Origin of the sequence: Knoellia sp. LjRoot47 (assembly GCF_964253435.1) — a bacterium.
Lineage (GTDB): Bacteria > Actinomycetota > Actinomycetes > Actinomycetales > Dermatophilaceae > Knoellia.
In genome coordinates this window covers 1,611,540-1,634,206 of record NZ_CAXUQS020000001.1, presented here as the reverse complement: position 1 = coordinate 1,634,206, position 22,667 = coordinate 1,611,540, and the positions used below count along the sequence as shown (strand labels likewise).

Genomic DNA, 22,667 nt, shown 5'->3' with positions numbered 1-22,667 from the left:
TCTCCCCGGGATCAGCCGAGCACGCTCGAGATCCGTGGCGTGAGCCTGCTCCCCGCCGGGACCGGGAACGGGTGGCCGAGGTTGGCGAGCCGGCCCCGCACCTGGTTCTGCGCCTGGCAGTCCGACGTGCACGTCGTCGGTGGGTTCGCGACCTCGGTGGCGTCCTCACCGGTGACGAAGCCCATCCGGCCACCGCTCGCGACGTCCCACACCGACACCCCGCCGCAGTGGCGCGCGCTCGGCGTGAGCGGCGTGGCGGTGTTGCACGCCGGCTGCGGGACGCGGGTGGCGACCTGGGCGCTGTCCCGGACGACGAACGTCGGTGACACGTCGTTGGCGATGTTGACGCGTGAGGCGACCTGGACGCAGAACTGCCCGGCGGGGCCGGTCGTCACGCTCGTGCACCCCGACCCGAGGAACTGCCCGATCCGCGAGCGGAAGTTCGGGTTGTCGAAGTAGAACGGCGTGAGACCCGGCGCCGCCGACTGGGCCAGCGTGTGGGTGACGCGCGTCGTGGCGCCGTCGGTTCGCTGCGGCTCCATCTGGAAGATGCCGCCCTGCGCGCAGTCCTTGGCCTGGATCTTCATCGACAGCCCGGTGCCGGTCCGCGACAGGCTGAGCTCCTCCTCGTCGAGCTCGACGGCGATCCCGCTGCCGAGAGTCAGGCCACGGTGGTCGGGCACCTTGCTCGCATAGACCGGGGTGAAACGCCCGCCTGTGATGTCGAGCTCGTTGGCCGCGCCGGTGAACGACTGGTTGAGGACGGCGAAGTCGGCGCTGCGGACGTCGAACTGGGTGTAGCGCCCGCGGACCGCGAACGTGCTGCCCAGCTGCGCCGCGGGGATGGTCGTGCGGATCCGGTCCCTGCCCGCCGTGGCGACGGTCGCCCCGGTCGTGAGGTTGACGAGTCGGTAGCCCCCGCTCACGCAGCCCTTCGACGAAGCGGCCTGCGCCGGTGCCGTGGCTGCGGTCCCCATGGCCCCCAGCGCGGCGATGGCCAGGGCCACCCCGATGATGCGTGCTCTGCCTGCCATGACTCTCTCCTCTGCTCGCTGCGTCGTGTGTGCACGCACACTCAACGGGCGGGAGAGTTCAGCCGACAACTGTCCATGGGTACTACGACCAGGGTCAGCCTCGCGGCGCGGTGAACCTCTGCAGGAACGCCGAGAGCAGCTGGGCGGACGCCTCCCGGGGTAGCGTCTCGATGAGCATGAGGACGGTCGTGAGGTCGAGGTCGCCTCCCGCCCGCGCACCGTCAGCCAGCGCCACAGGATCCGGTATGCCGTTCTGCGACAACGCTTCCAGGCTCGGCAGCGTGTGTCCCCGCACCTCGTCGGCACCCTCGACGAGGGCCGGCTGGAGCTCGCCCAACAGCCCGTCGGTGACCGGGGTGATGGTGAGGTGCGCCGTGTGCGGCACCACGGACCCGTCGCCCTGTGTGAGCGAGGGCTGCCCCTGGAGGGTGAACCCGCGCCGGGCCACGGCCGCCACCCAGAGCAGGGGGTCGACCCGGCGGTCCGGCGACGCGTCCTCGTCGGTCGCCACCGCCACGAGGGGACCCTGCCGCTCCCCGAGGACCCGCAGCCCCTCGATGTCCTCGACCGCCTCCACCACCGCGGCAGTGGCGGCGACGACGCGGCAGGTGAGGCCTGCATACCCGTCCTCACCGAGGGTCTGGACCACCGCCCACGCAGCGGCCAGCGACGTCGCCGAGCGGGTGCCGAGCATCGTCGGGTTGACGACGGGGTAGCCGAGCCAGCCAGTGGTCGCGAAGTAGCGGGCGAGGTCGAGCTCGCCGTCGGCGAAGAGGAGGAGCGAGGCGCCCTTGGGGACGTAGCCGTACTTGTGGATGTCCGCGCTGATGCTGCTCACGCCACGGACGCGGAAGTCCCACTGCGGCAACGGATCCCCGCCGGCCGCCTCCCACCACGGCAGGACCCACCCCCCGACGCACGCGTCGACGTGGCACGGGATCCCGAGGTCCGCCGCCGCTCCCGCGACCTCGGCGACCGGGTCGATGACGCCGTGCGGGTAGGACGGTGCCGAGACGACGACCAGCGCCACCTCCGGACCGAGCTCGGCCTCGAGCGCACCCACCGCCGCGCGACCGGACGCGACGTCGACCGGCACGGTATCGACGTCGAGCCCGAAGTAGTGCGCGGCCTTGTGGAACGCCGCGTGCGCCGACGTCGACAGCACGATCCGTGGACGCCCGGTCCCGCCCCGCGCCACCCAGAGGTCACGCGCCGCCTTCACGGCGAGAAGGCAGCTCTCGGTCCCGCCCGACGTCACCGACCCGGTCGCCGCCGGGCCGTGGAGCATCGTGCGACCGAACGCCACGAGGTCGGACTCCATGAGCGCGATCGACGGGAAGGTCGTCGGGTCGAGACCGTTGACCGGTTGCAGGAGCCGCATCGCCTGTGCCGCAACCTCATCGAGGTCGGGCCGACCGGAGTCGTAGACGTAGGACAGCACCCTGCCGCCATGGGTGGGGGCGTCGTGCGAGCGGTAGGCCCGCAGCTGCGCCAGCACCTCGTCGATGTCGCGTGACTCAGGGGCCACCGAGCACCACCTCCGGTTCCTCGTAGCGCCGCAGCGCCGTGATCGACACCAGCGCGAGTGCGGCCGGCACGAGCGTGAACGCGAGCCCGATCGCCAACTCGGCACCGCGCGGCTGCGCGGCCGGGTCACCCGTGCTCGACACGAACCCGCCGACGGCGAGCATCCCCAGGACGATCGCGGGGCCGAGCGCGAGCCCGGCCGTCTCGAGTGCGGTCCACACTCCGCTCATGGCACCGCCCCGGGCCCGCCCAGCCTCCTCGATGACGTCGGGAAGCATCGCCAACGGGAAGAGCTGCATCCCGGCATACGCGATCCCCCCGACCGCGAGGGCGAGGACGGAGAGCCACACCCAGCCGAGCACGAGCGCCGGGACCTGGGCCACGCAGGCCAGGACGAACAACCAGGACGACGCGAGGTATGCCGTCCGCTTGCCTCGCGCGGCCGCGTGCCGCTTCCACAGCGGCATGACGAAGAGTGCCGGGGCGACGACCGCGGCGAAGAGGACGCTGACCCACGACTGGGAGCCGAGGAGGTAGGTCGCGACGTACTGCGCGGAGGCGAGGACGATGCCGGTCGCCAAGGCCTGGAGGACGAAGACGACGAGGAGCGAGCGGAACCGAGGCAGGTCGCGCACCGCGTCGAGCCCGGCCCGCAGGGTCTGCGACTCGCCCACCGAGCCGGCCACGCTCTCGTGACCGCGCAGGCTCGCGACAGTGGCGAGCATGCCTGCCGTGAGGGCGATCGCGGACACGACGGCCATGACGAGGTAGCCCGCCCGGCCACCGCCGAGGGCGTCGCGCACCGCTGGCGCTCCGGCGCCGAACGCGAGGATCGCCAGCGCGAGCACACCGACCCGCCATGCCATCATCCGCGTGCGCTCGGTGTAGTCGCTCGTGAGGTCGGCGGGGGCCGCGATGTAGGGCACCTGGAAGAGGCTGAACGACGTCGTGGCGAGGACGAACGCGACGACGACCCAGAGGGCGGCAAGCGGGGCGCCGACGCCTGAGGGCACGGCGAACATCGCGACGAACCCGACCGGCAGGGTGAGGGCGCCGAGCGCCATGAGCCGGTGCCGCGAACCGCGTGTGGCGACCTCGCGGTCGCTGCGGGCGCCGATCGCCGGGTCGATGACGACGTCCCAGACCTTGGGAACGAGCACGACGACGGCCGCGAACGCGGCCGCGACCCCGAGCGTGTCGGTGAGGTAGTAGGCGAGGACGAGACCCGGCAGGGTGCCGAAGCCGCCCGTCCCGACCGACCCGGCGGCATACCCCGCGGTCTGGGCGCGGGTCAGGCGGTCGCGGGGCATGCACCGCAGTATGTCTGCCCGCAGGCGCGGTGGAGGGGCAATCAGTGGCCGGCGTCGCTCCGCAGCAGGCGCCAGCCTCCGAGCGCGGTCGCACCGGCTGCCCACGCCACGAGGGTGAGTCGGGCCGATGCGACGGTCATGTCGTCGCGCGGCCCCTCCCCGAAGATGAGGAACAGCGCACCCGAGCCGGGGAGCCGCGACGAGACGGTCGTCGCCCAGTCGAAGGGCAGGTTGGCGACGAGCAGGGGCAGCACGAGCAGCAGCGCGATGGCGAGCACGAGCGCGGCTGCGGTGCTCCGTGTCGCGAGCCCGAGCCCGATGCCGAGCAGCGCGCCGCACCCGAGGACGACGACGAGGTCGCCCATCGAGCGCAGTCCTTGGCCGACCGGGAGCGCGACCTCCGACGCGATGAGCGTGATGGCGATGCTCGCTCCGGTCACGAAGGCGATGCCGATCACGGTGACCGAGAGCGCGATGACCGCACTGCGCGCCGTGAGCAGGACGCCCCGTCGCGGAGTCCACTGCAGCGTCGGGACGATGGCGCCGGTGCCGTGGTCGGCGGTGCTCGTCATGACCGCCAGCGCGACCGTGCCGAAGAGCGCGAACATCGCCGTGAAGCGGGCACCGTCCCACGCCGTCGAGCCTGGAGGGACCGACCCGGGGTTTCGCGCGGCATCCACGCCCGCCAGCGCTCCGACGCCGACGACGAAGAGGCCGAGGCAGACGACGAGCACCCAGCTCGACCGCACGCTCCAGATCCGGCTCCACTCGGCGCGGGCCGCCCGCGCCAGGACCGTGGCGGTGCTCATCGCGCTGCTCCTTCGCCGACGGTCGCGGCGACGTCCCCGGGGACGTGGCCGTGGTGTTCGACGCTGTCCTCGGTGAGCGAGAGGTAGGCGTCCTCGAGCGACTGCTCGACCTCCGAGAGGAGGTGCAGCGGTATGCCGTTCGCGTGCGCGAGGTCTCCGACCTCGCTCGCGGGGAGGCCCCTGACCTCGAGCTCGTCGGCACCGTGGGCGGTGACCGTCGCCCTGCCGTCCAGGGCCGACCTGAGGTCGGCTGCCCGGGGTGACCGCACCCGCACGCGTCCGCCGTCGAGACCGGCGAGCAGCCCGTCCATGTCGGTGTCGGCGATGAGGCGGCCGCGCCCGATGACGACGACCCGGTCCGCGATGAGCTGCATCTCGCTCATGAGGTGGCTCGACACAAGGACGGTGCGGCCCTCGTCGGCGAACCCGCGAAGCAGCGCCCTGATCCAGCGCACACCGTCGAGGTCCAGGCCGTTGACAGGCTCGTCGAAGAGGAGCACCGGTGGGTCACCGAGCAGCGCGGCGGCGATGCCGAGCCGTTGGCGCATGCCGAGCGAGTACCCCTTGATGCGCCGGCCGGCCGCCCCCTCCAGCCCGACCTGATCGATCACCTCGTCGACCCGAGCTGCGGGAATCCCATTGCTGCGAGCCCCGATCCGCAGGTGAGCCCGCCCGGTCCTGCCCTGGTGCATGGCGTTCGCATCGAGGAGTGCGCCGACCTCGCGCAGCGGCGCCGGGAAGTCTTTGTAGCGCCGTTCACTCACCGTGGCCGTCCCCGCCGTGGGGCGGTCGAGGCCTAGCACCATCCGCATCGTCGTCGACTTGCCCGCCCCGTTGGGACCGAGGAACCCGGTCACCTTCCCCGACTCCACGCCGAAGGTGAGGTCGTCGACCGCGCGCACCCCGGCATACACCTTCGTCAGCCCCTCGACCCTGATCATCGCCGTGCTCCCGTCCTCGTCCGCTCGCTCCCGTCGCACGTTAGGCCCAGCCCCGGCGGAGGTGGGGGAGGAACCTGTGAAGGTTGTGTGCAGATGCGGGAGCGTCCCGTCCGAACGTCCCGGGCGGACGGGACACCGGGCCCTGTCGGCGGGGACGCGGGGCGCACCACGGTGGGTGTCATCCAGAAACCGACACACCCCGAGGAGTCGCCATGAGCGCCACCGTCACCACCCCCACCACCGCACCGAACCGGATCGACACCACCGAGCCGGCCCCCGCCACCACCAGCCGCGGCTGGGCCTTCACCGGCGTCGCCGCCGGCCTGGCCTCGATCATCGGCATCGGCGCCTCGATGCAGATCGACGCCGTCTACTCCCCCGACGCGGACGGCGACCCGGACAAGATCGTCGCGCGGCTCGGCGAGCTCGTGCCGCAGATCCTCGTCTTCCACACGGCGACGATGATCTCGGTCGTGCTCATGCTCGTCTTCGCCGCGGGCCTGCGCCGCCGGCTCGCGGACCAGCTCCCCAGCCGCAGCCTGCTCCCCGACGTCGCCGGCGGTGGGCTCGGACTCGTCGCGGTCGCCGGGCTGCTCGGCTCGGGCCTCACCACCGAGTTCGTGTTCGCGGTCTCCGACCCGAGCATCGGGCTCGTCCCCGAGTCGGCCGTCTTCTTCAACCACTGGGTCGGCACGATCCCGTGGCTGTGGGTCGGCGCCGGTGCCACCGGTGTCGCCGTCGCCATCAGTGCCCTGCGCCACGGCGCCATGTCACGCTGGCTCGGCTGGGTCGGTGTCGTCCTCGGCGGCCTCACCCTCGTCCTCGGCATCTCGCCCCTGCAGTACATGGCTGGCATGACCGGTCCGGTGTGGCTGTTCGTCACCGCTCTGGGCCTTGCCCTTGGCGACCGTGCCACCCGCTCGCGGGTCTGAGAAAAGCCCGGATTCACACCATGGACCGGCGCTATGGTGCCGACACCATGAGCTCCCCCGACGCCCCCTCACGGGCGGGCCTGCCCCGGGCGGCCGCGGTCATCGCCGCGACCGCCTGGGGCACGGCCGTGCTCGCCGTGGTGCTCGTCGTCGCGGCCCGTCCCGAGCTCGGTGAAGGCGTCTGGTTCTTCGTCGTCGACGTCGCGGTCGCCTGTGTCTACGGCACGGTCGCGGCGCTCATCCTCTCGCGTCGACCGCACCCCGTCGGCTGGCTCCTCGCCCTCGCAGCCACCGGCGGAGGGGTCGCCGCCCTCGGCTTCGGCTACCCCGCTCTGGCCGCGCAGCGCCCCGGCCTCCCGGGTGCCGACCTCGTCTCGTGGCTCCAGAGCACCGCCTGGGTGCCAGGAACGCTCGCCCTCTTCCTCGTCGTCCCGTGGCTCGTGCGCGACCACCCGCTCGGGCGCGCGAAATGGGGCGTCGTGGCCGGGGCCGTCGTCGTCGTCGCGTTCCTCGTCGTCCAGCTGGCCAACGCGCAGGCGGCCTTCATGGTCCTGCTGGCCCTCGCCGTCGTGCTCGGGCTCGTCACCGCCACCGCGGTCGAGCACCGGCACCGCCGCGGTCCGGTCGCCGAGCGCAACGGCCTCGGCTGGCTCGCCCTCGGCGCAGGACTTCTCGCGCTGTCGTTCGTCCCGCTGCTGCTCCCCTACGGCTCGCTCCCCCTCCCGGTCTGGACCACGCCGGTCCTGCACCTGCTCTCGCAGGCCGTCTATCCCGCGGCGATCCTCGTCGCCGTCCTCCGCAGCCGGATGTGGGGCCTCCAGCTCGCGGTGAGCCGCACCGTCCTCGCCGGCCTCGTCACTGCAGCGCTCGTCGCGGTCTATGTCGGCGTCACCGTCGTCACGACCCGGCTGCTGCCCGGCGACGGAGCGGGTCTCGTGGGCGCCGGTGTCGTCGCGGTCGCCGTGCAGCCGACCCGACTGTGGCTCGAGCGCCGCGTCCACCGCCTCGTCTACGGCGTCTCCGCCTCGCCCGACACCGTCGTCCGCCGCCTCGGCAGCCACCTGCGCCTGGCCGAGTCGACCGACGACCTCCTGCGCGGACTGGCCGCCGACATCGGCGCAGCCATGCGGCTCGAGTCCGTGACCGTGTCCCTTCCCGACCGCGAGGACGTCGTCTGGGGTATGCCGGCCGCCCACCCCGTGCGCGTCCCGCTCGCCCACCGTGGCGAACCCGTCGGCGAGCTCGCGGTCACCCTGCCCGGCGGCGAGAGCCTCGGGTCCCGGGGTGAGCAGACCCTCGCCGACCTGGCGACCGTCGTCGCCACCGCCGCCGCGGTCACCCGCGCCGCGTCCGACGTCGACGAGGCCCGGGCCCGGCTGGCCCGCGCCCGCCTCGAGGAGCGCCGCGTCATCCGCCGCGAGATCCATGACGGGCTCGGCCCCTCCTTGGCCGGTCTCCGGCTCGGGCTGCAGGGGGCACGCAACCTCATGGCGACCGACCCGCACGCCGCGGCGGCCCTGCTCACCACCCTCCAGTCCGAGCTGGACCAGCGGGTCACCGACGTCCGCACCCTCTCCCACCACCTGCTGCCGCCCGTGCTCGACGAGCTCGGTCTGTCGGCGGCGCTGTCCGAGCTCTCCGCCCGGCACGCCGAGGACGGCGTCGACATCTCCCTCACCCTCGAGCACGACGACGTCCTCGACCCGCAGACTGCTGCCGCGGCATACGCGATCGTGGCGGAGGCCGTGACGAACACGTTGCGGCACAGCGGAACCCAGTCCGCACGTGTCGTGACGGCGAGCACGACGGAAGGCCTGCGGGTCACCATCGCGGACGACGGTCAGGGCAGGTCCGAGGGCGCGCGTCCGGGTGTCGGGACCCGGTCGATGCGCGAACGTGCCGAGGAGCTGGGCGGCAGCCTCGAGATCACGACACCGGCGACCGGTGGGACCGTCGTCGAGGCCGTCCTCCCGCATGCCGTGGTGGTCGGTCATGGCTGACCTCACCGTGGCCGTCGTGGACGACCACCCCGTCTTCCGGATGGGCATGGCGGGCCTGCTCGACTCGCTCGACGGCATCCGCGTCGTGGGGCAGGCGAGTGATGCGGCCGAGGCCCTGGCCCTGCCGCTGGCCGAGATCGACGTCGTCCTCATGGACCTCAACCTCGGAGCGGACTCCGGGATCGAGACGACCCGCGAGATCGTGCGGCGCGATCCCGACGCTCGCGTCCTCGTCGTGACGATGCGCGAGGACGACGACGCCGTCGCATCGTGCATGCGCGTCGGGGCCCGGGGCTACCTGCTCAAGGGCGCGAGCCCCGACGAGGTCGAGCGGGCCGTGCGCGCGGTCGCCAACGGTGACGTCATCCTCGGGTCGGCGGTCGCCGCACGGGCCGTGACGGCGCTGACGTCCGGTCGGGCGGTCGCGCGGGTCCCCTTCCCCGAGCTCACCGACCGCGAGCGCGAGGTGCTCGACCTCGTCGCCCGGGGGCACGACAACCTCACCATCGCGCGGCGGCTCGTACTGTCGCCCAAGACCGTGCGCAACGTCGTCTCCAACGTGCTCACCAAGCTCGCGGTCCGCGACCGCGCGGCGGCCGTGGTGCGGGCGCGCGAGGAGGGGCTGGGCCTCGACTGAGGTCGGCGTTTCGATGTCGGTGTCGGTGTCGGTGTCGGTGTCGGATGCGGTCTCAGCGGGCACGGGCGAGGTGCGCCACGACGTAGAGCACCCCGAACGGGTCGCTCACCTCACAGGTCACGAGCTCGAGCGGGTTCGTCGCGCCCGCTGCGGCGGCGAGCACCTGCAGCGGAGCACGGCCGGCGACGAGGAGGTCGGCGCAGAGATCCGGGTCGAGGTCGAGCAGAGCAGCGAGCCCACCGTCGGCGGCGCCGCGGATCGAGGCGACGATGGCGGCGTCGACCTCGTGCGAGCGGGGGTCGAGGTGGCCGGGAGCCTTCTCCGTCCGGCGGGCCGAGCCGTCGGCCACGACGAGCAGCGTCGTGGGACGTGCCTGTGCGTCACCATGTGGAGCAAAGGCCTCCGCGTCATCTCCTGCAGCGAATGGGGGTGTCTTTGCGTCGAGAGCGGGAGCAAAGACACTCCTCTGGCGAGCACCCTCCGCATCCGCTTCCGCCGGAGTCGCCGCCCGCGCCGCGACCTCGCGTCCCACCGCGACGCACTCCGTCAGCGGCGCGTCCCACGCGACCGCGACGTGCTCGACCGCGAAGCCGACGTGGGTCGCGGCGAGCAGGTGGTCGGCCACCCGTGCCCCCAGCGCGGGACGGGAGCTGCGCGGCTCGCGGTCGCTGGCATGCACGACGACGACGTGCGCCGCCGTCGCGACGGCGTCTCGCACCGCACCCACGCACGACTCGAGCAGCCCCGGGGCAGCGGCGACCCGGCCCTGGTACTCCGGCAGCAGCAGCGGCGCTCCCGGCACGACGACGACGTCGGTGATCACGCGAGCCCCCGGGCAGTCCTGGCCGGCGGCAGGTCACCGGCGAGCACCGACACCATGTCGAGCACCTGCCGGGTCTCGACGACCTCGTGGACGCGATAGATGTGGGCGCCGTGCCACGCCGAGATCGCCGTCGCCGCCAAGGTTCCGGTGAGCCGCTCCCCCACCGGCAGGTCGAGGGACTCACCCACGAAGTCCTTGTTGGACAGCGACACGAGCAGCGGCCAGCCCAGCGCCACGAGCTCGTCGAGCCGCCGCGTCACCTCCACCGAGTGCCAGGTGTTCTTGCCGAAGTCGTGCGCGGGGTCGATGACGACCCGGTCGCGCGAGACCCCCACCGACACGGCATGTTCGGCCTGCCTCACGAGCGACTCGACGACGTCGGCGACCACGTCGTCGTACTCGATGCGGTGCGGCCGGGTCCGCGGGGTCACGCCACCGGTGTGGGTGCACACGACGGCCGCGTCGAACTCGGCCGCCACCTCGACGAGCTCCGGGTCCGCGCCGCCCCACGCATCGTTGAGGATGTCGGCGCCGGCCTCGAGGACCGCGCGCCCCACCGAGGCACGCCAGGTGTCGACGCTGATGAGCAGGTCGGGGTGTTCCGCGCGGACGGCCGCGACGAAGTCGACCACGCGTTCCTTCTCCTCCTCGGCACCGATCTCGACGCCGGGGGCGGCCTTGATCCCGCCGATGTCGACGATGTCGGCGCCCTGGGACACGACCTGCCGGACCCGGTCGAAGGCCGCGTCCTCACGCCACGTGGCGCCCTTGTCGTAGAACGAGTCGGGTGTGCGGTTGACGATGGCCATGACGAGACGCGCCCGCGAGTCGTACGTCCGGCGACCGAGCCGGAAGGTGAGGTCGCTCATCGTCGCCCCGCGCGGGTCCCACGCTCTGCGTGGGCCGGCATGCGCACCGTGTGGGCCGGGGGCCGCTCACCGGTCCCCACCTCGGTGACCAGCGGCTCGAAGCCCTCCGCGCCGCGGGCGTACTGCGTCAGCGCCACCGTCGACTCCGGGTCGGCGCCGCCCGTGGTCACGCCACGGCGCCGGTCGGCTGCGGCGAGCACCTGGACGGCCATGAGACCGAGCGTGTCATGCCGGTGGTGGCGGTGGGTCCGCCGGCCGAGGTCGACCTGGGCGATGCCTTCGACGCCGAACCGGTCGAACGTGTCGAGCAGCGCCGCGATCTCGACGCCGTAGCCCACGGGCACGGCATACGACTCGAAGGCCTCGCGCCGGATGGCCCACTCGCCCGAGAGCGGCTGCACGATCCCGGCGAGACCCGGACGGTGCAGGGCGAGCCAGGGGCGCGCGACGAGCTCGGTGACCCGACCCCCGGTCTCCTCCTCACGGCCGGTCGCGTCGATCATCGGCCGGTCGTAGACCGCCTTGACCAGCTGGACGTCGTCGTCGACGAGCAGCGGTGCGAGCAGCCCGGTGACGAAGTGCGTCCCCCAGTCGACGAGGTCGGCGTCGACGAAGGCCACGAGGTCGCCGGAGGTGACGAGCTGCGACTTCCACAGCGCCTCGCCCTTGCCCGGGACCGAGCCGAGGTCGGGCCGGATCGCCTTGGCGGAGTGCACCACCGCACCGGCCTCCCGGGCGACTTGCGCCGTGCGGTCGGTCGAGTCCGAGTCGATGACGACGACCTCGTCGACCAGCCCGCCACCGTCGGGGCGGACGAAGTCGGTGATGATGCGCTGGACAACCGCAGCGACCGTGGACTCCTCGTCCTTCGCCGGGACGACGACGGAGACCGTCCGGTCACCCTTGCGCTCGAGCAGCGCCTCGGCGCTCCAGTCCGACGCCCGGTATGCCGTGTGCCCACCCATCGCGCTCACGCGCCGAACGTGGGGCGTCGCTTCTCACGGAAGGCCGTGAGCCCCTCGACGAAGTCCGGGGTCCGCAGGAGCTCGTGCTGGCCCGCCTCCTCGCGCTCGAGGGTGGTGTCGAGGTCGAGGGCAGCCACGGTGATCGCCGCCGCCGTGAGCGCTGTCCCCCGTGGCGCCAGCCCGGCGAGGTGGGCGGTGAGCTCCACGGCGCGAGCCGAGAACGCCTCTGCCGCAACGGACTCCGAGACCAGCCCCCACTCGGCGGCAACCGCACCGGTCAGCTTCTCGCCGGTGAGAGCGAGCCGCAGAGCACGTGCCCGGCCGATGTTGGCGACGACGAGTGACGTCGCGCCACCGTCGGGCATGAGGCCCAGCGCACCGAAGGCCAGCACGAGCTTCGCGTCGTCGGCCACGAGGACGTAGTCGGCGGCGAGCGCCATCGACAGCCCCGCGCCGGCCGCCACCCCGGGGACGAGCGCCAGCACGGGGGTCCCGGCCTCGATCACCGCGCGACTCACGGCACCGACGCCGTGCAGGGTTCCGTCGAGGTCACCCTCGTCGAGGTGGACCGACAGGTCGGCACCGGCGCAGAAGGCGCGTCCCTCGCCGGAGACGACGATGACCCGCACCGCCGGGTCGGCGTCGAGGGCGCGGACTCCCCCGGCGGCGGCCTCGAGCATCGCCACGTCGACGGCGTTGAGCCGGTCCGGTGCGGCCAGCGTGACGTGCCCGACGGCGCCGTCGACCCGGACGACGACGGATGCGTCGCTCATGCGGAGGCCTTGTCCCCGGAAGGTCGGTAGGACGTCGCGAGCAGCCCGCCGGCGGCGACGAGCCCTCCGACGAGCGCCACGGCCCCCCAGCCGATCCCGGCGAGGTCGAGCCCGAGCGCGTGGTCCAGCGACCAGCGGCCCGGGCCGAGCACGGCGAGGGCGACGGCGACGATCGCCACGAGGACGACGTACTCCCATCCGCCCTTGAAGATGAAGTAGCCCTTGCCGCGGTGGTCGGTGAGGGCGGCGACGGTCATGAGCCCGACGAACGCCATGGCGCCGAGCGCGTTGAGCAACCCGAGCGTGACGATGATCCCGGACCCGATCTCGGTGAACGCCGCGACGCGGGCGTGCAGCCAGCCGGGACGCAGCCCCAGCGACTCGAACCAGCCGGCCGTCCCGGCGAGACCACCCTGCACCTTGTTGAGCCCGTGCAGGACGAGCATCGGACCGAGAGCGAGACGGAGCACGAGCGAGGCGACGTCGAGCTCGGTCGGGCTGACCGCGGTGGTGGCGGTGACGACGGCGCTCATGCGGGCGACCCCACGGTGAGCTCGCGCAGACCCGGCACGACCTGTTCGGTGAACGTGCGCAGGAAGCGCTCCTGGTCGCCGCCGGGCCCGTGGAAGACGAGGTGGTCGAACCCGAGGTCGGTGTACTCCTTGACCGCCGACACCACGTCCTCCGGCTTCGACGCGACGATCCACCGCTGCGCGACCTGCTCGATGGGCAGCTCGTCTGCGGCCTTCTCCATCTCGGCGGGACTGTGGATCGAGTGCTTCTGCTCGGCGGTGAGCGACAGGGGCGCCCAGAACCGGGTGTTCTCGAGGGCACGGTCGGCGTCCGGGTCCCACGACAGCTTGATCTCGATCATCCGGTCGTAGGAGGCGTCGTCCGCCTCACGCCCCGCCTTCCCCAGGCCCTCGGCGACGGCGGGAAGCAGCTTGTCGGCATAGAGCTCACGCCCCTTGCCCGAGGTGCAGATGAAGCCGTCACCGGACCGGCCGGCATACCGGGCGACGAGCGGACCGCCCGCGGCGACGTAGACGGGGACCGGGGTGTCCGGGCGGTCGAAGATCCGCGCGTCCTCGGTCCGGTAGTACTCGCCCTCGAAGGTCACCGACTCCTGCGTCCACAGCGCCCGCATGAGCCGCACCGACTCGCGCAGCCGGGCGAACCGCTCCTTGAACTCCGGCCAGCCGTCCTCGGACACGGAGCCGACGGCCACCTCGTTGAGCGCCTCGCCGGTGCCGACGCCGAGCATGACGCGGCCCGGCGCGAGGCAGCCGAGCGTCGCGAACGTCTGGGCGACGACCGCCGGGTTGTAGCGGTAGGTCGGGGTCATCACCGACGTGCCGAGCAGGACCCGCTCGGTGCGCGCCGCGACGAACGACAGCCAGGCGAGCGAGTTCGGGGCGTGACCACCCTCGAGCCGCCACGGCTGGAAGTGGTCCGAGATCGTCACCGAGTCCAGTCCCAGCTCCTCGGCGAGGACGGCGTAGCCGGCCAGCTCCGTGGGGGCGAACTGCTCGGCCGAAGCCTTGTAGCCGATGCGCATGCCGCCATCCTCTCCCATCCCGGTGCCATAGTGACGACGTGCCCGCCCACCTGCATGAACGCCGTATGCCGTTCGCCCCCGTCGCCCTCGCAACCGCCCTGACGCTGCTGGTCACGGGCTGCGCGGGGCGGGGCTCCGCCGAGGACCAGGCCGCAGCCGACGCGGCCACGCAGTTCCTCGCCGCCGTCGGCACGGCGCCCGAGTCGGGCTGCGACCTGCTGGCTCCGGCGACCCTGGAACAGCTCGAGTCCGACGGCGAGCAGTGCGGCGAGGCGTTGGGCGAGGTCGCGAGCTCCGGTTCCCCCGGGTCCGGTGAGCCACGGGTCGACGTCTACGGGCGCGACGCGATGGTGCGGTGGGGCGGGGCGACGTTGTTCCTCGCCCGGTTCGACGACGGGTGGCGGGTCACGGCCGCAGGGTGCGAGCCCCGGGGCAAAGACCTGCCCTACGACTGCACGATCGAAGGGCGGTGAGCGGGTTGCGGTGGTCATTCCTCGGATGGATGCTCTTCATCGTCTTCGGTCTGGCGTGGTGCCTCACGCTCGGGGTGATGGGTCGATGAGGCGGCTGCGCGACCACGGGCTCGCCCTCGTCTTCGGCGGGCTCCTCCTCCTGGCCCTCGTCGGACAGGCCCTGTGGGGGCTGGCCGGCGTCAACGGCGAGGCGCGCGACAAGGGCCTGCAGACCATCTCGCTCGGCGAGTACCTCACCTCGTCGAGCTTCGCCGTCGACGTCGCCGAGAACTGGCAGTCCGAGTACCTCCAGTTCCTGCTCTTCATCCTGCTCACCGTCTGGTTCGTCCAGAGGGGGTCGCCGGAGTCCAAGCCGCTCGACAAGACCGGCCGCGAGAGTGACGAGGACCAGAAGGTCGGGGCGTACGCGCAGCCGGACTCGCCGCGCTGGGCCGTCGTCGGCGGCTGGCGCCGCACCCTGTTCTCGCGCTCGCTCGGGCTGACGATGGGTGCGATCTTCCTGGGGTCGTGGAGCGCCCAGCTCGTCGCGGGACGAGTCGCCCACAACGCCGAGCTGATCCGCGACCTCAAGGAACCCCAAGGCCTCGGCGAGTACGCCCTCGACCCCGACTTCTGGAGCAGGACGCTGCAGAACTGGCAGTCCGAGTTCCTCGCCGTGGCGACGATGGTGGTCTTCTCGATCTACCTGCGCGAGCGGGGGTCGCCCGAGTCCAAGCCGGTCGGTGAGCCGCACGAGTCCACCGGCGTCGAGGGCTGAGCCGGGCTGGCCCACCCCGCCCATTGACCACGCCCACGGGCAGGCGGACTCTGGGCTGAGGAGGTGTCGGCCATGGCGATGTCCCACTCGATGATGGCCCGTGGCAACGCGATCGGGGTGTGGATGCACCGGGCCTTCAAGGGTCGGCTCGACGGCGGTGGCAAGGTTGGCGGGGTCCTCATGGTCACCTCACCGGGGCGGCGCACCGGGCTGCCGCGCTCGACGATGGTGCGCTACCTCGAGGACGGCGACGACTACCTCGTCTGGGGCACGGGCAGCGGCTCGACCACGGAGCCGGACTGGTTCCGCAACCTGCGGCTCGCCGACGAGGCCACGATCGAGATCGGCACCCACGCGCAGCAGGTGCGTCCCGAGGTGCTCGAGGGTTCGGACCGCGACACCGTCTGGCTGGCGACCGTCCGGGCGCAGATCCCCGGCGTCGAGAAGTACGAGAAGCGGTCCGGGAGGACGATCCCCGTGGCCCGCCTGCACCCCCTCGGGCCCCGGGTGGACTCGGCAGCCGGGGACCCGGGCCGGGACTAGCCTGTAGGCGTGCGTGGGACCCACGCCGAGCACCCGCTGCACCATCTCGCAGCCCCACCCTGACAAAGGAGTCACCACCGTGACCGCGTCGTCCGTCACCGCCCCGGCACCCGCTGCCCACGACCCGATCGACACCTCCGGCCACGAGCAGGTCGTCCTCTGCTCGGACCCGAAGACCGGTCTGCGCGCGATCATCTCGATCCACGACACGTCGCTCGGGCCGGCCCTCGGCGGGACGCGCTTCTACCCGTATGCCAGCCACGACGAGGCCTTGGCCGACGTCCTGCGACTCTCGCGCGGCATGTCCTACAAGAACGCGGTCGCGGGCATCCCGCACGGTGGCGGCAAGGCCGTGATCATCGGCGACCCCAGCACGGACAAGACCCCCGAGCTGCTCCGTGCCTTCGGCCGGTTCGTCGAGAGCCTCGGCGGCCGCTACGTCACGGCGTGCGACGTGGGCACCTACGTGCAGGACATGGACGTCGTCGCCGAGACGACCCGCTTCGCCACCGGTCGCTCCCCCGAGAAGGGCGGCGCCGGCGACTCCTCCGTCCTCACCGCGTTCGGGGTCTTCCAAGGCATGCGGGCCGCAGCCCAGCACCTGTGGGGTGCGCCCACCCTCACGGGACGTCGCGTCGGCATCGCCGGCGTCGGCAAGGTCGGCCGGATCCTCGCGGGCCACCTCGTCGAGGACGGCGCCGAGGTCGTCGTCACCGACGTCGACGCCACTGCCGTCGAGTCCCTCACGGCGACCCACCCCGGCATCGAGGTCGTCGGCGACGTTGCCGCCCTCGTCCGCGCCGACATCGACGTCTACGCGCCCTGCGCCCTCGGTGGCGCCCTCGACGACGACACCGTCGACGTGCTCAAGGCGACGGTCGTCTGCGGCGGCGCCAACAACCAGCTCGTCACCGAGGGCGAGGGCGGCACCGCCGACCGCCTCGTCGCCCGCGGCATCACCTACTGCCCCGACTTCCTCGTCAACGCCGGTGGGGTCATCCAGGTGAGCGACGAGCTCCTCGGCTTCGACTTCGACCGTGCCAAGCGTGGTGCGACCGCGATCTTCGAGCACACCCTCGAGGTCCTCCAGACCGCCGACGAGCGTGGCGAGAGCCCGGCCGCCGCCGCCGACCACATCGCCGAGAAGCGCATGGCCGCCGGCTCCTCGACGATCTGGCTCCCCCAGCCCTGAGGTCCTGCACCACCCGGACGCCCGTATGCCGTGTGCCCACCTCCCGAGGCGGGCACACGGCATACGCCGTCTCTCAGCCCCTTCGCCGGGGCCCGGTGGCGCCTCAGGTGAACATTCTTCCCGGACACGGCCCCAAAGCCCGACCCGTGCGCGGAAACACCACGGCCTGATGTAGCGTTGACCCCACGACACACACACGATTCCCGGGACCACAGCTCGACTTGGGATGACCCCTTCGGGGCCGTCCCTTCGGGTATGTCGCCCGGCAGACGCACAAGGGGGTCTCGCCATGGGGCGCGGCCGAGCAAAAGCCAAGCAGACCAAGGTGGCACGGGAGCTCAAGTACTACAGCCCCGACACCGACCTGAGCTCGCTTGAGCGCGAACTCCACGGGAGCGCACCGTCGCTGCCGTCGACTCGGGTCGCCGAGTCCGACAGCGACGAGGACGACGACTACGACAAGTGGGCCAGCGGGCGTCGTTGACGCCTGACTGACCGTTCGTCCCCGTCCCACACGTCCTCGTGTGGCATGTGTGTCCAGCAGGTCTGGATCTGCCATGCTCACGGACATGACAGACGTGCGCACCGCCGACGCCGCCAAGCGGCTCGGCGTCGAGACCACCGGCATCGAGATCATCGACGAGTCGGCCCGCACCGCGGCTCCTCGTGACCTCTTCTGGCCTTGGTTCGCCGCCAACGTGTCGGTGTTCGGCATCTCGTACGCCGCCTTCGTCCTCGGCTTCGGCATCTCCTTCTGGCAGGCCGTCGTCGTGACCATCGTCGGCGTCGTCGTGTCGTTCGCCCTCTGCGGGATCATCGCCCTCGCCGGCAAGCGGGGCTCGGCCCCCACGATGGTGCTCTCGCGCGCCGCCTTCGGGGTCAGGGGGCAGAAGGTGCCGGGTGTCATCTCCTGGCTGACGTCGATCGGCTGGGAGACCTTCCTCGCGATCCTCGCCGTGCTGGCGACCGCGACGATCTTCGACCGGCTCGGCTGGGGCGGGGGCACGGCGACCAAGGTCGTCGCCGCCGTGGTCGTCGCAGCGATGATCGTCCTCGCGGCCGTCGCGGGCTACCACGTCATCATGCGGATGCAGTCGATCCTCACCTGGCTCACCGGCGCCATCACCGTGCTCTACGTCCTCATGACGGCCAACCACGTCGACTGGTCGGCCGTGACCTCGCGCCCCTCGGGTGGCATCGGCGCCGTCATCGGCGCCCTCGTCCTCGTCATGACCGGCTTCGGGCTGGGGTGGATCAACATCGCCGCCGACTGGTCCCGCTACCAGCGCCGTGACGCCAGCGGCGCCGCGATCGTCGGCTGGAACACCTTCGGCGGAGCCCTCGCACCCGCCCTGCTCGTCTGCTACGGCCTCGCCCTCGCCGGCTCCGACGAGGACGTGCTCGCCGGCATCGGCGCCGACCCCATCGGCACGCTGGCCACGCTGCTCCCGACCTGGGTGCTCGTGCCCTTCCTCGTCGCCGCGATCCTCTCGCTCGTCTCGGGCGCGGTCCTCGGCATCTACTCGTCCGGGCTCACCCTGCTCTCGCTCGGCGTCCGCATCCCGCGCCCGATGGCGGCGCTCATCGACGGCGTGATCCTCACGCTGGGCACGTTCTACGTCGTCTTCGTCGCCGAGAGCTTCATCAACCCGTTCCAGTCCTTCCTCATCACGCTCGGCGTCCCGCTCGCCTCGTGGGCGGGGATCATGATCGCCGACATCGCGCTGCGCAAGCGCGACTACGACGACGACGCCCTCTTCGACTCCTCCGGCCGCTACGGCGCCTTCGACTGGGTCTCGATCGGCACGATGGTCGTGGCCTCGGTGCTCGGCTGGGGCCTCGTCGTCAACAACTTCGCCGACGACGCGACCTGGAACAACTGGCAGGGCTTCCTCCTCGACCCGCTCGGCCTCGGCACCTTCGTCGAGGACCCCGCCGGCTCGTACTGGGAGGGCACCTTCGCCTACGCCAACCTCGGCGTCCTGCTCGCCCTCGTCCTGTCGTTCGTCGTCACCTGGGTCGCCCGACGCGGGAAGGTCGCCCGCCAGGAGCAGTCCGCGTGAGCACCGCCGTCGAGGAGGTCAGCCCCCTCGACGACGAGTGGCTCGTCGTCATCGACCCGCAGACCGTCTTCGCCGACCCGGGCACCAGCCCGTGGGGCTCCCCCATGTGGGCCGAGACCGTGCCGAGAATCGCGCGTCTCGCGACGGCATACGAAGGTCGGGTCGTCGTGACGCGGTTCGTCGCGGACCCGGGGATCGGCGGCTCGTGGGCCGACTACTACGACGACTGGCAGTTCGCGCTCGTCCCCGGCACGGACCCCCTGTATGCCGTGGTGCCCGAGCTCGCGGACCTCACCGACCACGTGGTCACCGAGCCGACCTTCGGCAAGTGGACGCCGGGGCTCCGCGCGGTCATCGGTGAGCAGCCGAGGTTCGCCCTCGCCGGCGTCGCCACCGACTGCTGCGTCATCTCGACCGCACTCCCGGCGGCCGACGCGGGTGCGAGCGTCCGCGTGGTCGCCCAGGCCTGCGCCGGCTCGACCGTGGCGATGCACGAGCAGGCGCTCGGGGCGATGAGCATGTTCGCCCCGCAGGTGACGATCGTCTGAGCGGGGCCTCCTCGCTCAGAGGATGCCGGTGGCCGAGAGCACGACGGCGCCGACGACCACACCCAGCAGCCCTGCCGTGACGCCGGCCGCCCTTGGATCATGGACGCCACCGCGGCCTCGTGTCCTGAGGTCGGCTGCTCAGGACGGGTGCGACCCGACGACCTGAACCGAGCCGCCGTCGACGCCCTTGGCGCCCTGGACGACCTCGACGCCGTCCTCGACGTCGGCACTCTCGAGCGCGGTGACCTCGCCCATCGGCCAGGCATCCAGCCCGCGCCCGGCGAGGGTCCGCACGGCGAGGTCGACCTGGTCGGCGGGCAGCATCGCCACGAAGCCGACCCCCATGTTGAGGGTACGCTCGATGTCGGCCTGCGGCACCTGGCCGAGGCGCTGGACGGTCGAGAAGACCGGCGGCGGGGTCCACGTGGCACGGTCCACTCGGGCGAACACCTGGCTCGGGAGCACCCGGGCGAGGTTGGCGGCGAGGCCTCCGCCGGTCACGTGCGACAGCGCGTGGACGTCGACACCGTCGGTGCGGATGAGCTCGAGCAGGTCGAGCGAGTAGACGTGCGTGGGCTCGAGGAGCTCCTCGCCGAGGGTGCGGCCGAACTCGTCGACGTGCCGGTCGAGCTGCCACCCGGCGTGGGCGACGACCTTGCGGACGAGCGAGTAGCCGTTGGAGTGCAGGCCCGAGCTCGCGATGCCGAGCACGGCGTCGCCGGGCTGCACGCGCTGCGGCCCGAGGACGTCGGCGTGCTCGACGACGCCGGTGGCGGCACCGGCGACGTCGTACTCGTCGGGGTCGAGCAGACCCGGGTGCTCGGCGGTCTCGCCGCCGACGAGGGCGACGCCGGCCTGCTCGCAGGCGCGGGCGATGCCGCCCACGATGGCGGCAATGCGCTCGGGGACGACCTTGCCGGTCGCGATGTAGTCGGTCATGAAGAGCGGCTCGGCGCCGCACACGACGATGTCGTCGACGACCATGCCGACGAGGTCGAAGCCGATCGTGTCGTGCCTGTCGAGCGCCTGGGCGATGGCGACCTTGGTGCCGACGCCGTCGGTGCTCGTGGCGAGGACCGGGCGCTCCATCCGCGCGATGGTGCTCGCGTCGAACATGCCCGCGAACCCACCGAGGCCGCCGAGGACCTCGGGCCGGGTCGCGCGGCGCACGTCGGCCTTCATGAGCTCGACGGCCTTGTCACCCGCCTCGACGTCGACTCCGGCCGCGGCATACGTGATCTGTTCGCCCTGGTCACTCACGACGGCCAGCCTAGGGTCAGGGACGGCGGACGGCCTCGGCCGCCCCGCCCGATGCGGTGACCGCGACGCGGTCCACGTCGAGGGTGCCGGTCTCGGTGGCGTCGGTGACGCCCTCGTCGACCGGGAACTCGAGCTCGAGCAGGCCCTTGCCGAGTCGGTCCGAGGTCGGCAGCTCGATGGGGTACGTGCCGGTGAAGCACGCCGAGCACAGCCGCTCGGGCTCCTGCTCGGTCGCCGCGATCATCCCCTCCTCGGAGATGTAGCCCAGCGAGTCGGCGCCGATCGAGTTGCAGACCTCCTCGACCCCGATACCGGTGGCGATGAGCTCGGCGCGGGTCGCGAAGTCGATGCCGTAGAAGCAGGGCCACCGCACCGGCGGCGACGAGATGCGCACGTGCACCTCGGCCGCGCCCGCCTCGCGGAGCATCCGGACGAGGGCGCGCTGGGTGTTGCCCCGCACGATCGAGTCGTCGACGACGATGAGGCGCTTGCCCTTGATGACCTCGCGCAGCGGGTTGAGCTTGAGCCGGATGCCGAGCTGGCGGATGGTCTGCGACGGCGCGATGAACGTGCGCCCGACGTAGGCGTTCTTGACGAGCCCCTGGCCGTAGGGGATGCCGGACTCCTGCGCGTAACCGATCGCGGCCGGGGTGCCCGACTCGGGCGTCGGCATGACGAGGTCGGCCTCGACGGGGTGCTCGCGGGCGAGGGTGCGGCCCATCTCGACCCGGGCCTCGTGGACGACGCGACCGTTGATCGTCGTGTCGGGGCGGGCGAGGTAGACGTACTCGAAGACGCAGCCCTTGCGGTCGGTCTCGGCGAAGCGCTGCGAGCGCAGGCCGTCCTCGTCGATGGCGATGAGCTCGCCGGGCTCGACCTCACGGATGAACGACGCACCGACGATGTCGAGCGCGGCGGTCTCGGAGGCGACGACCCAGCCGCGCTCGAGGCGACCGAGGACGAGGGGACGGATCCCCTGCGGGTCGCGGGCGGCATACAGGGTGTGCTCGTTCATGAAGACGAAGCAGAAGGCTCCGCGCAGCTTCGGCAGGACCTCGAGCGCCGCGTCCTCGACGGTGCGGTCGGGGTCGGCGGTGAGCAGCGCGGTCACGAGCGCGGTGTCGGTGGTGTTGCCGCGGCCGATCTCGCCGCGGTGGCGCGCCTCGCCGGTCGCCTCGTCGACGAGGTCGCGCAGCTCGGCGGAGTTGATGAGGTTGCCGTTGTGGGCGAGCGCGAGCGTGCCGCCGTCGTGGCCGCCGAGCGTCGGCTGGGCGTTCTCCCACGTCGAGGCGCCGGTCGTGGAGTAGCGGCAGTGACCGATCGCGAGGTGGCCCTTGAGCGAGCCGAGCGAGCGCTCGTCGAAGACCTGCGAGACCAAGCCCATGTCCTTGTAGACGAGGAGGCGGCGGCCGTCGCTCGTGGCGATGCCGGCCGACTCCTGCCCGCGGTGCTGCAGGGCGTAGAGCCCGTAGTAGGTCAGCTTGGCGACGTCCTCACCCGGAGCCCAGACCCCGAAGACGCCACACGCGTCCTGGGGGCCCTTCTCGCCGGGCATGAGGTCGTGGGTCAGTCGTCCGTCTCCGCGTGCCACACTCCCAGTGTCCCACGACCTCGCGGGACCCCGGTGCCGGTGCCGTCCCTCGACCCATCCAC

23 protein-coding genes are annotated in these 22,667 nt (G+C 72.3%); 10 read left to right on the top strand and 13 right to left on the bottom strand.

All coding sequences use genetic code 11. The annotated features are described in order from the left end of the window. Positions 1-11: 11 nt before the first annotated feature. From ACSQ11_RS07965 to ACSQ11_RS07945, 5 genes are all read right to left on the bottom strand, one after another. Positions 12-1,034, bottom strand: a complete 1,023-nt coding sequence (locus tag ACSQ11_RS07965) for a hypothetical protein (RefSeq protein WP_436004603.1) — start codon at positions 1,032-1,034, stop codon at positions 12-14. Between the two features lie 94 nt (positions 1,035-1,128). After that, the gene (locus tag ACSQ11_RS07960) at positions 1,129-2,562 is read right to left on the bottom strand and encodes a pyridoxal phosphate-dependent decarboxylase family protein (protein WP_436004602.1); all 1,434 of its coding nucleotides are present in this window, start codon (positions 2,560-2,562) and stop codon (positions 1,129-1,131) included. Further along, positions 2,552-3,871, bottom strand: a complete 1,320-nt coding sequence (locus ACSQ11_RS07955; RefSeq protein WP_436004601.1) for an MFS transporter — start codon at positions 3,869-3,871, stop codon at positions 2,552-2,554. The genes ACSQ11_RS07960 and ACSQ11_RS07955 overlap by 11 nt, the downstream gene beginning before the upstream one ends. Before the next feature lie 41 nt (positions 3,872-3,912). After that, positions 3,913-4,680 carry a hypothetical protein gene (locus ACSQ11_RS07950; RefSeq protein ID WP_436004600.1) on the bottom strand — a complete coding sequence of 256 codons (768 nt, stop codon included), beginning with the start codon at positions 4,678-4,680 and terminating at the stop codon, positions 3,913-3,915. After that, positions 4,677-5,621: an ATP-binding cassette domain-containing protein gene (locus tag ACSQ11_RS07945; RefSeq protein WP_436004599.1), complete on the bottom strand. Its 945-nt coding sequence runs from the start codon at positions 5,619-5,621 to the stop codon at positions 4,677-4,679. The genes ACSQ11_RS07950 and ACSQ11_RS07945 overlap by 4 nt, the downstream gene beginning before the upstream one ends. A 212-nt stretch (positions 5,622-5,833) precedes the next feature. On the opposite strand from ACSQ11_RS07945, the gene ACSQ11_RS07940 reads away from it, so the two are divergent. Genes ACSQ11_RS07940 through ACSQ11_RS07930 form a run of 3 tightly spaced genes read left to right on the top strand, consistent with a single transcriptional unit; the run spans position 5,834 to position 9,190 of the window. Further along, the gene (locus tag ACSQ11_RS07940; RefSeq protein WP_436004598.1) at positions 5,834-6,553 is read left to right on the top strand and encodes a hypothetical protein; all 720 of its coding nucleotides are present in this window, start codon (positions 5,834-5,836) and stop codon (positions 6,551-6,553) included. A 47-nt stretch (positions 6,554-6,600) separates the two neighbouring features. Continuing rightward, positions 6,601-8,553: a sensor histidine kinase gene (locus ACSQ11_RS07935; protein ID WP_436004597.1), complete on the top strand. Its 1,953-nt coding sequence runs from the start codon at positions 6,601-6,603 to the stop codon at positions 8,551-8,553. Beyond that, a complete protein-coding gene (locus tag ACSQ11_RS07930) occupies positions 8,546-9,190 on the top strand; it encodes a response regulator (protein WP_436004596.1) in 645 nt (214 codons plus the stop codon). The genes ACSQ11_RS07935 and ACSQ11_RS07930 overlap by 8 nt, the downstream gene beginning before the upstream one ends. Before the next feature lie 52 nt (positions 9,191-9,242). Here ACSQ11_RS07930 and ACSQ11_RS07925 read toward each other — a convergent pair whose 3' ends face one another. From ACSQ11_RS07925 to fgd, 6 genes are read right to left on the bottom strand one after another with little or no spacing between them, the layout of a single operon-like run. Next, positions 9,243-10,013 carry a hypothetical protein gene (locus tag ACSQ11_RS07925; RefSeq protein WP_436004595.1) on the bottom strand — a complete coding sequence of 257 codons (771 nt, stop codon included), beginning with the start codon at positions 10,011-10,013 and terminating at the stop codon, positions 9,243-9,245. Next, on the bottom strand, positions 10,010-10,882 hold the full coding sequence (folP, locus tag ACSQ11_RS07920) for a dihydropteroate synthase (RefSeq protein ID WP_436004594.1): 873 nt from the start codon (positions 10,880-10,882) through the stop codon (positions 10,010-10,012). Before folP ends, ACSQ11_RS07925 begins: the two co-directional genes overlap by 4 nt. After that, positions 10,879-11,847: a glucosyl-3-phosphoglycerate synthase gene (locus ACSQ11_RS07915; RefSeq protein ID WP_436006727.1), complete on the bottom strand. Its 969-nt coding sequence runs from the start codon at positions 11,845-11,847 to the stop codon at positions 10,879-10,881. Before ACSQ11_RS07915 ends, folP begins: the two co-directional genes overlap by 4 nt. A gap of 5 nt (positions 11,848-11,852) precedes the next feature. After that, positions 11,853-12,620, bottom strand: a complete 768-nt coding sequence (locus ACSQ11_RS07910; RefSeq protein ID WP_436004593.1) for an enoyl-CoA hydratase/isomerase family protein — start codon at positions 12,618-12,620, stop codon at positions 11,853-11,855. Further along, on the bottom strand, positions 12,617-13,153 hold the full coding sequence (locus ACSQ11_RS07905; RefSeq protein ID WP_436004592.1) for a DoxX family protein: 537 nt from the start codon (positions 13,151-13,153) through the stop codon (positions 12,617-12,619). The genes ACSQ11_RS07910 and ACSQ11_RS07905 overlap by 4 nt, the downstream gene beginning before the upstream one ends. Continuing rightward, positions 13,150-14,178 carry a glucose-6-phosphate dehydrogenase (coenzyme-F420) gene (fgd, locus tag ACSQ11_RS07900; RefSeq protein ID WP_436004591.1) on the bottom strand — a complete coding sequence of 343 codons (1,029 nt, stop codon included), beginning with the start codon at positions 14,176-14,178 and terminating at the stop codon, positions 13,150-13,152. The genes ACSQ11_RS07905 and fgd overlap by 4 nt, the downstream gene beginning before the upstream one ends. Positions 14,179-14,216: 38 nt before the next feature. Here fgd and ACSQ11_RS07895 point away from each other — a divergent pair, with 38 nt between their 5' ends. The 7 genes from ACSQ11_RS07895 to ACSQ11_RS07865 all read left to right on the top strand — a co-directional run bounded on the left by ACSQ11_RS07895 (position 14,217) and on the right by ACSQ11_RS07865 (position 19,754). Continuing rightward, positions 14,217-14,651: a hypothetical protein gene (locus ACSQ11_RS07895; protein ID WP_436004590.1), complete on the top strand. Its 435-nt coding sequence runs from the start codon at positions 14,217-14,219 to the stop codon at positions 14,649-14,651. Between the two features lie 85 nt (positions 14,652-14,736). After that, positions 14,737-15,408, top strand: coding sequence for a DUF6766 family protein (locus ACSQ11_RS07890; RefSeq protein ID WP_436004589.1), 672 nt, complete (start codon positions 14,737-14,739; stop codon positions 15,406-15,408). A gap of 72 nt (positions 15,409-15,480) precedes the next feature. Continuing rightward, positions 15,481-15,951 carry a nitroreductase family deazaflavin-dependent oxidoreductase gene (locus ACSQ11_RS07885; RefSeq protein WP_436004588.1) on the top strand — a complete coding sequence of 157 codons (471 nt, stop codon included), beginning with the start codon at positions 15,481-15,483 and terminating at the stop codon, positions 15,949-15,951. Between the two features lie 79 nt (positions 15,952-16,030). Continuing rightward, a complete protein-coding gene (locus ACSQ11_RS07880; RefSeq protein WP_436004587.1) occupies positions 16,031-17,143 on the top strand; it encodes a Glu/Leu/Phe/Val family dehydrogenase in 1,113 nt (370 codons plus the stop codon). A 289-nt stretch (positions 17,144-17,432) separates the two neighbouring features. Beyond that, on the top strand, positions 17,433-17,627 hold the full coding sequence (locus tag ACSQ11_RS07875) for a DUF3073 domain-containing protein (RefSeq protein ID WP_147062404.1): 195 nt from the start codon (positions 17,433-17,435) through the stop codon (positions 17,625-17,627). Positions 17,628-17,712: 85 nt separating this feature from the next. Beyond that, positions 17,713-19,206, top strand: a complete 1,494-nt coding sequence (locus tag ACSQ11_RS07870) for a purine-cytosine permease family protein (protein WP_436004586.1) — start codon at positions 17,713-17,715, stop codon at positions 19,204-19,206. Beyond that, positions 19,203-19,754, top strand: coding sequence for a cysteine hydrolase family protein (locus ACSQ11_RS07865; protein ID WP_436004585.1), 552 nt, complete (start codon positions 19,203-19,205; stop codon positions 19,752-19,754). The genes ACSQ11_RS07870 and ACSQ11_RS07865 overlap by 4 nt, the downstream gene beginning before the upstream one ends. 138 nt (positions 19,755-19,892) lie before the next feature. On the opposite strand, the gene purM is transcribed toward ACSQ11_RS07865, so the two are convergent. Together purM and purF are read right to left on the bottom strand one after the other, a co-directional pair. Then, a complete protein-coding gene (gene purM / locus ACSQ11_RS07860; RefSeq protein WP_436004584.1) occupies positions 19,893-21,014 on the bottom strand; it encodes a phosphoribosylformylglycinamidine cyclo-ligase in 1,122 nt (373 codons plus the stop codon). Between the two features lie 16 nt (positions 21,015-21,030). Continuing rightward, the gene (gene purF / locus ACSQ11_RS07855; protein ID WP_436004583.1) at positions 21,031-22,605 is read right to left on the bottom strand and encodes an amidophosphoribosyltransferase; all 1,575 of its coding nucleotides are present in this window, start codon (positions 22,603-22,605) and stop codon (positions 21,031-21,033) included. Positions 22,606-22,667 lie beyond the last annotated feature (62 nt).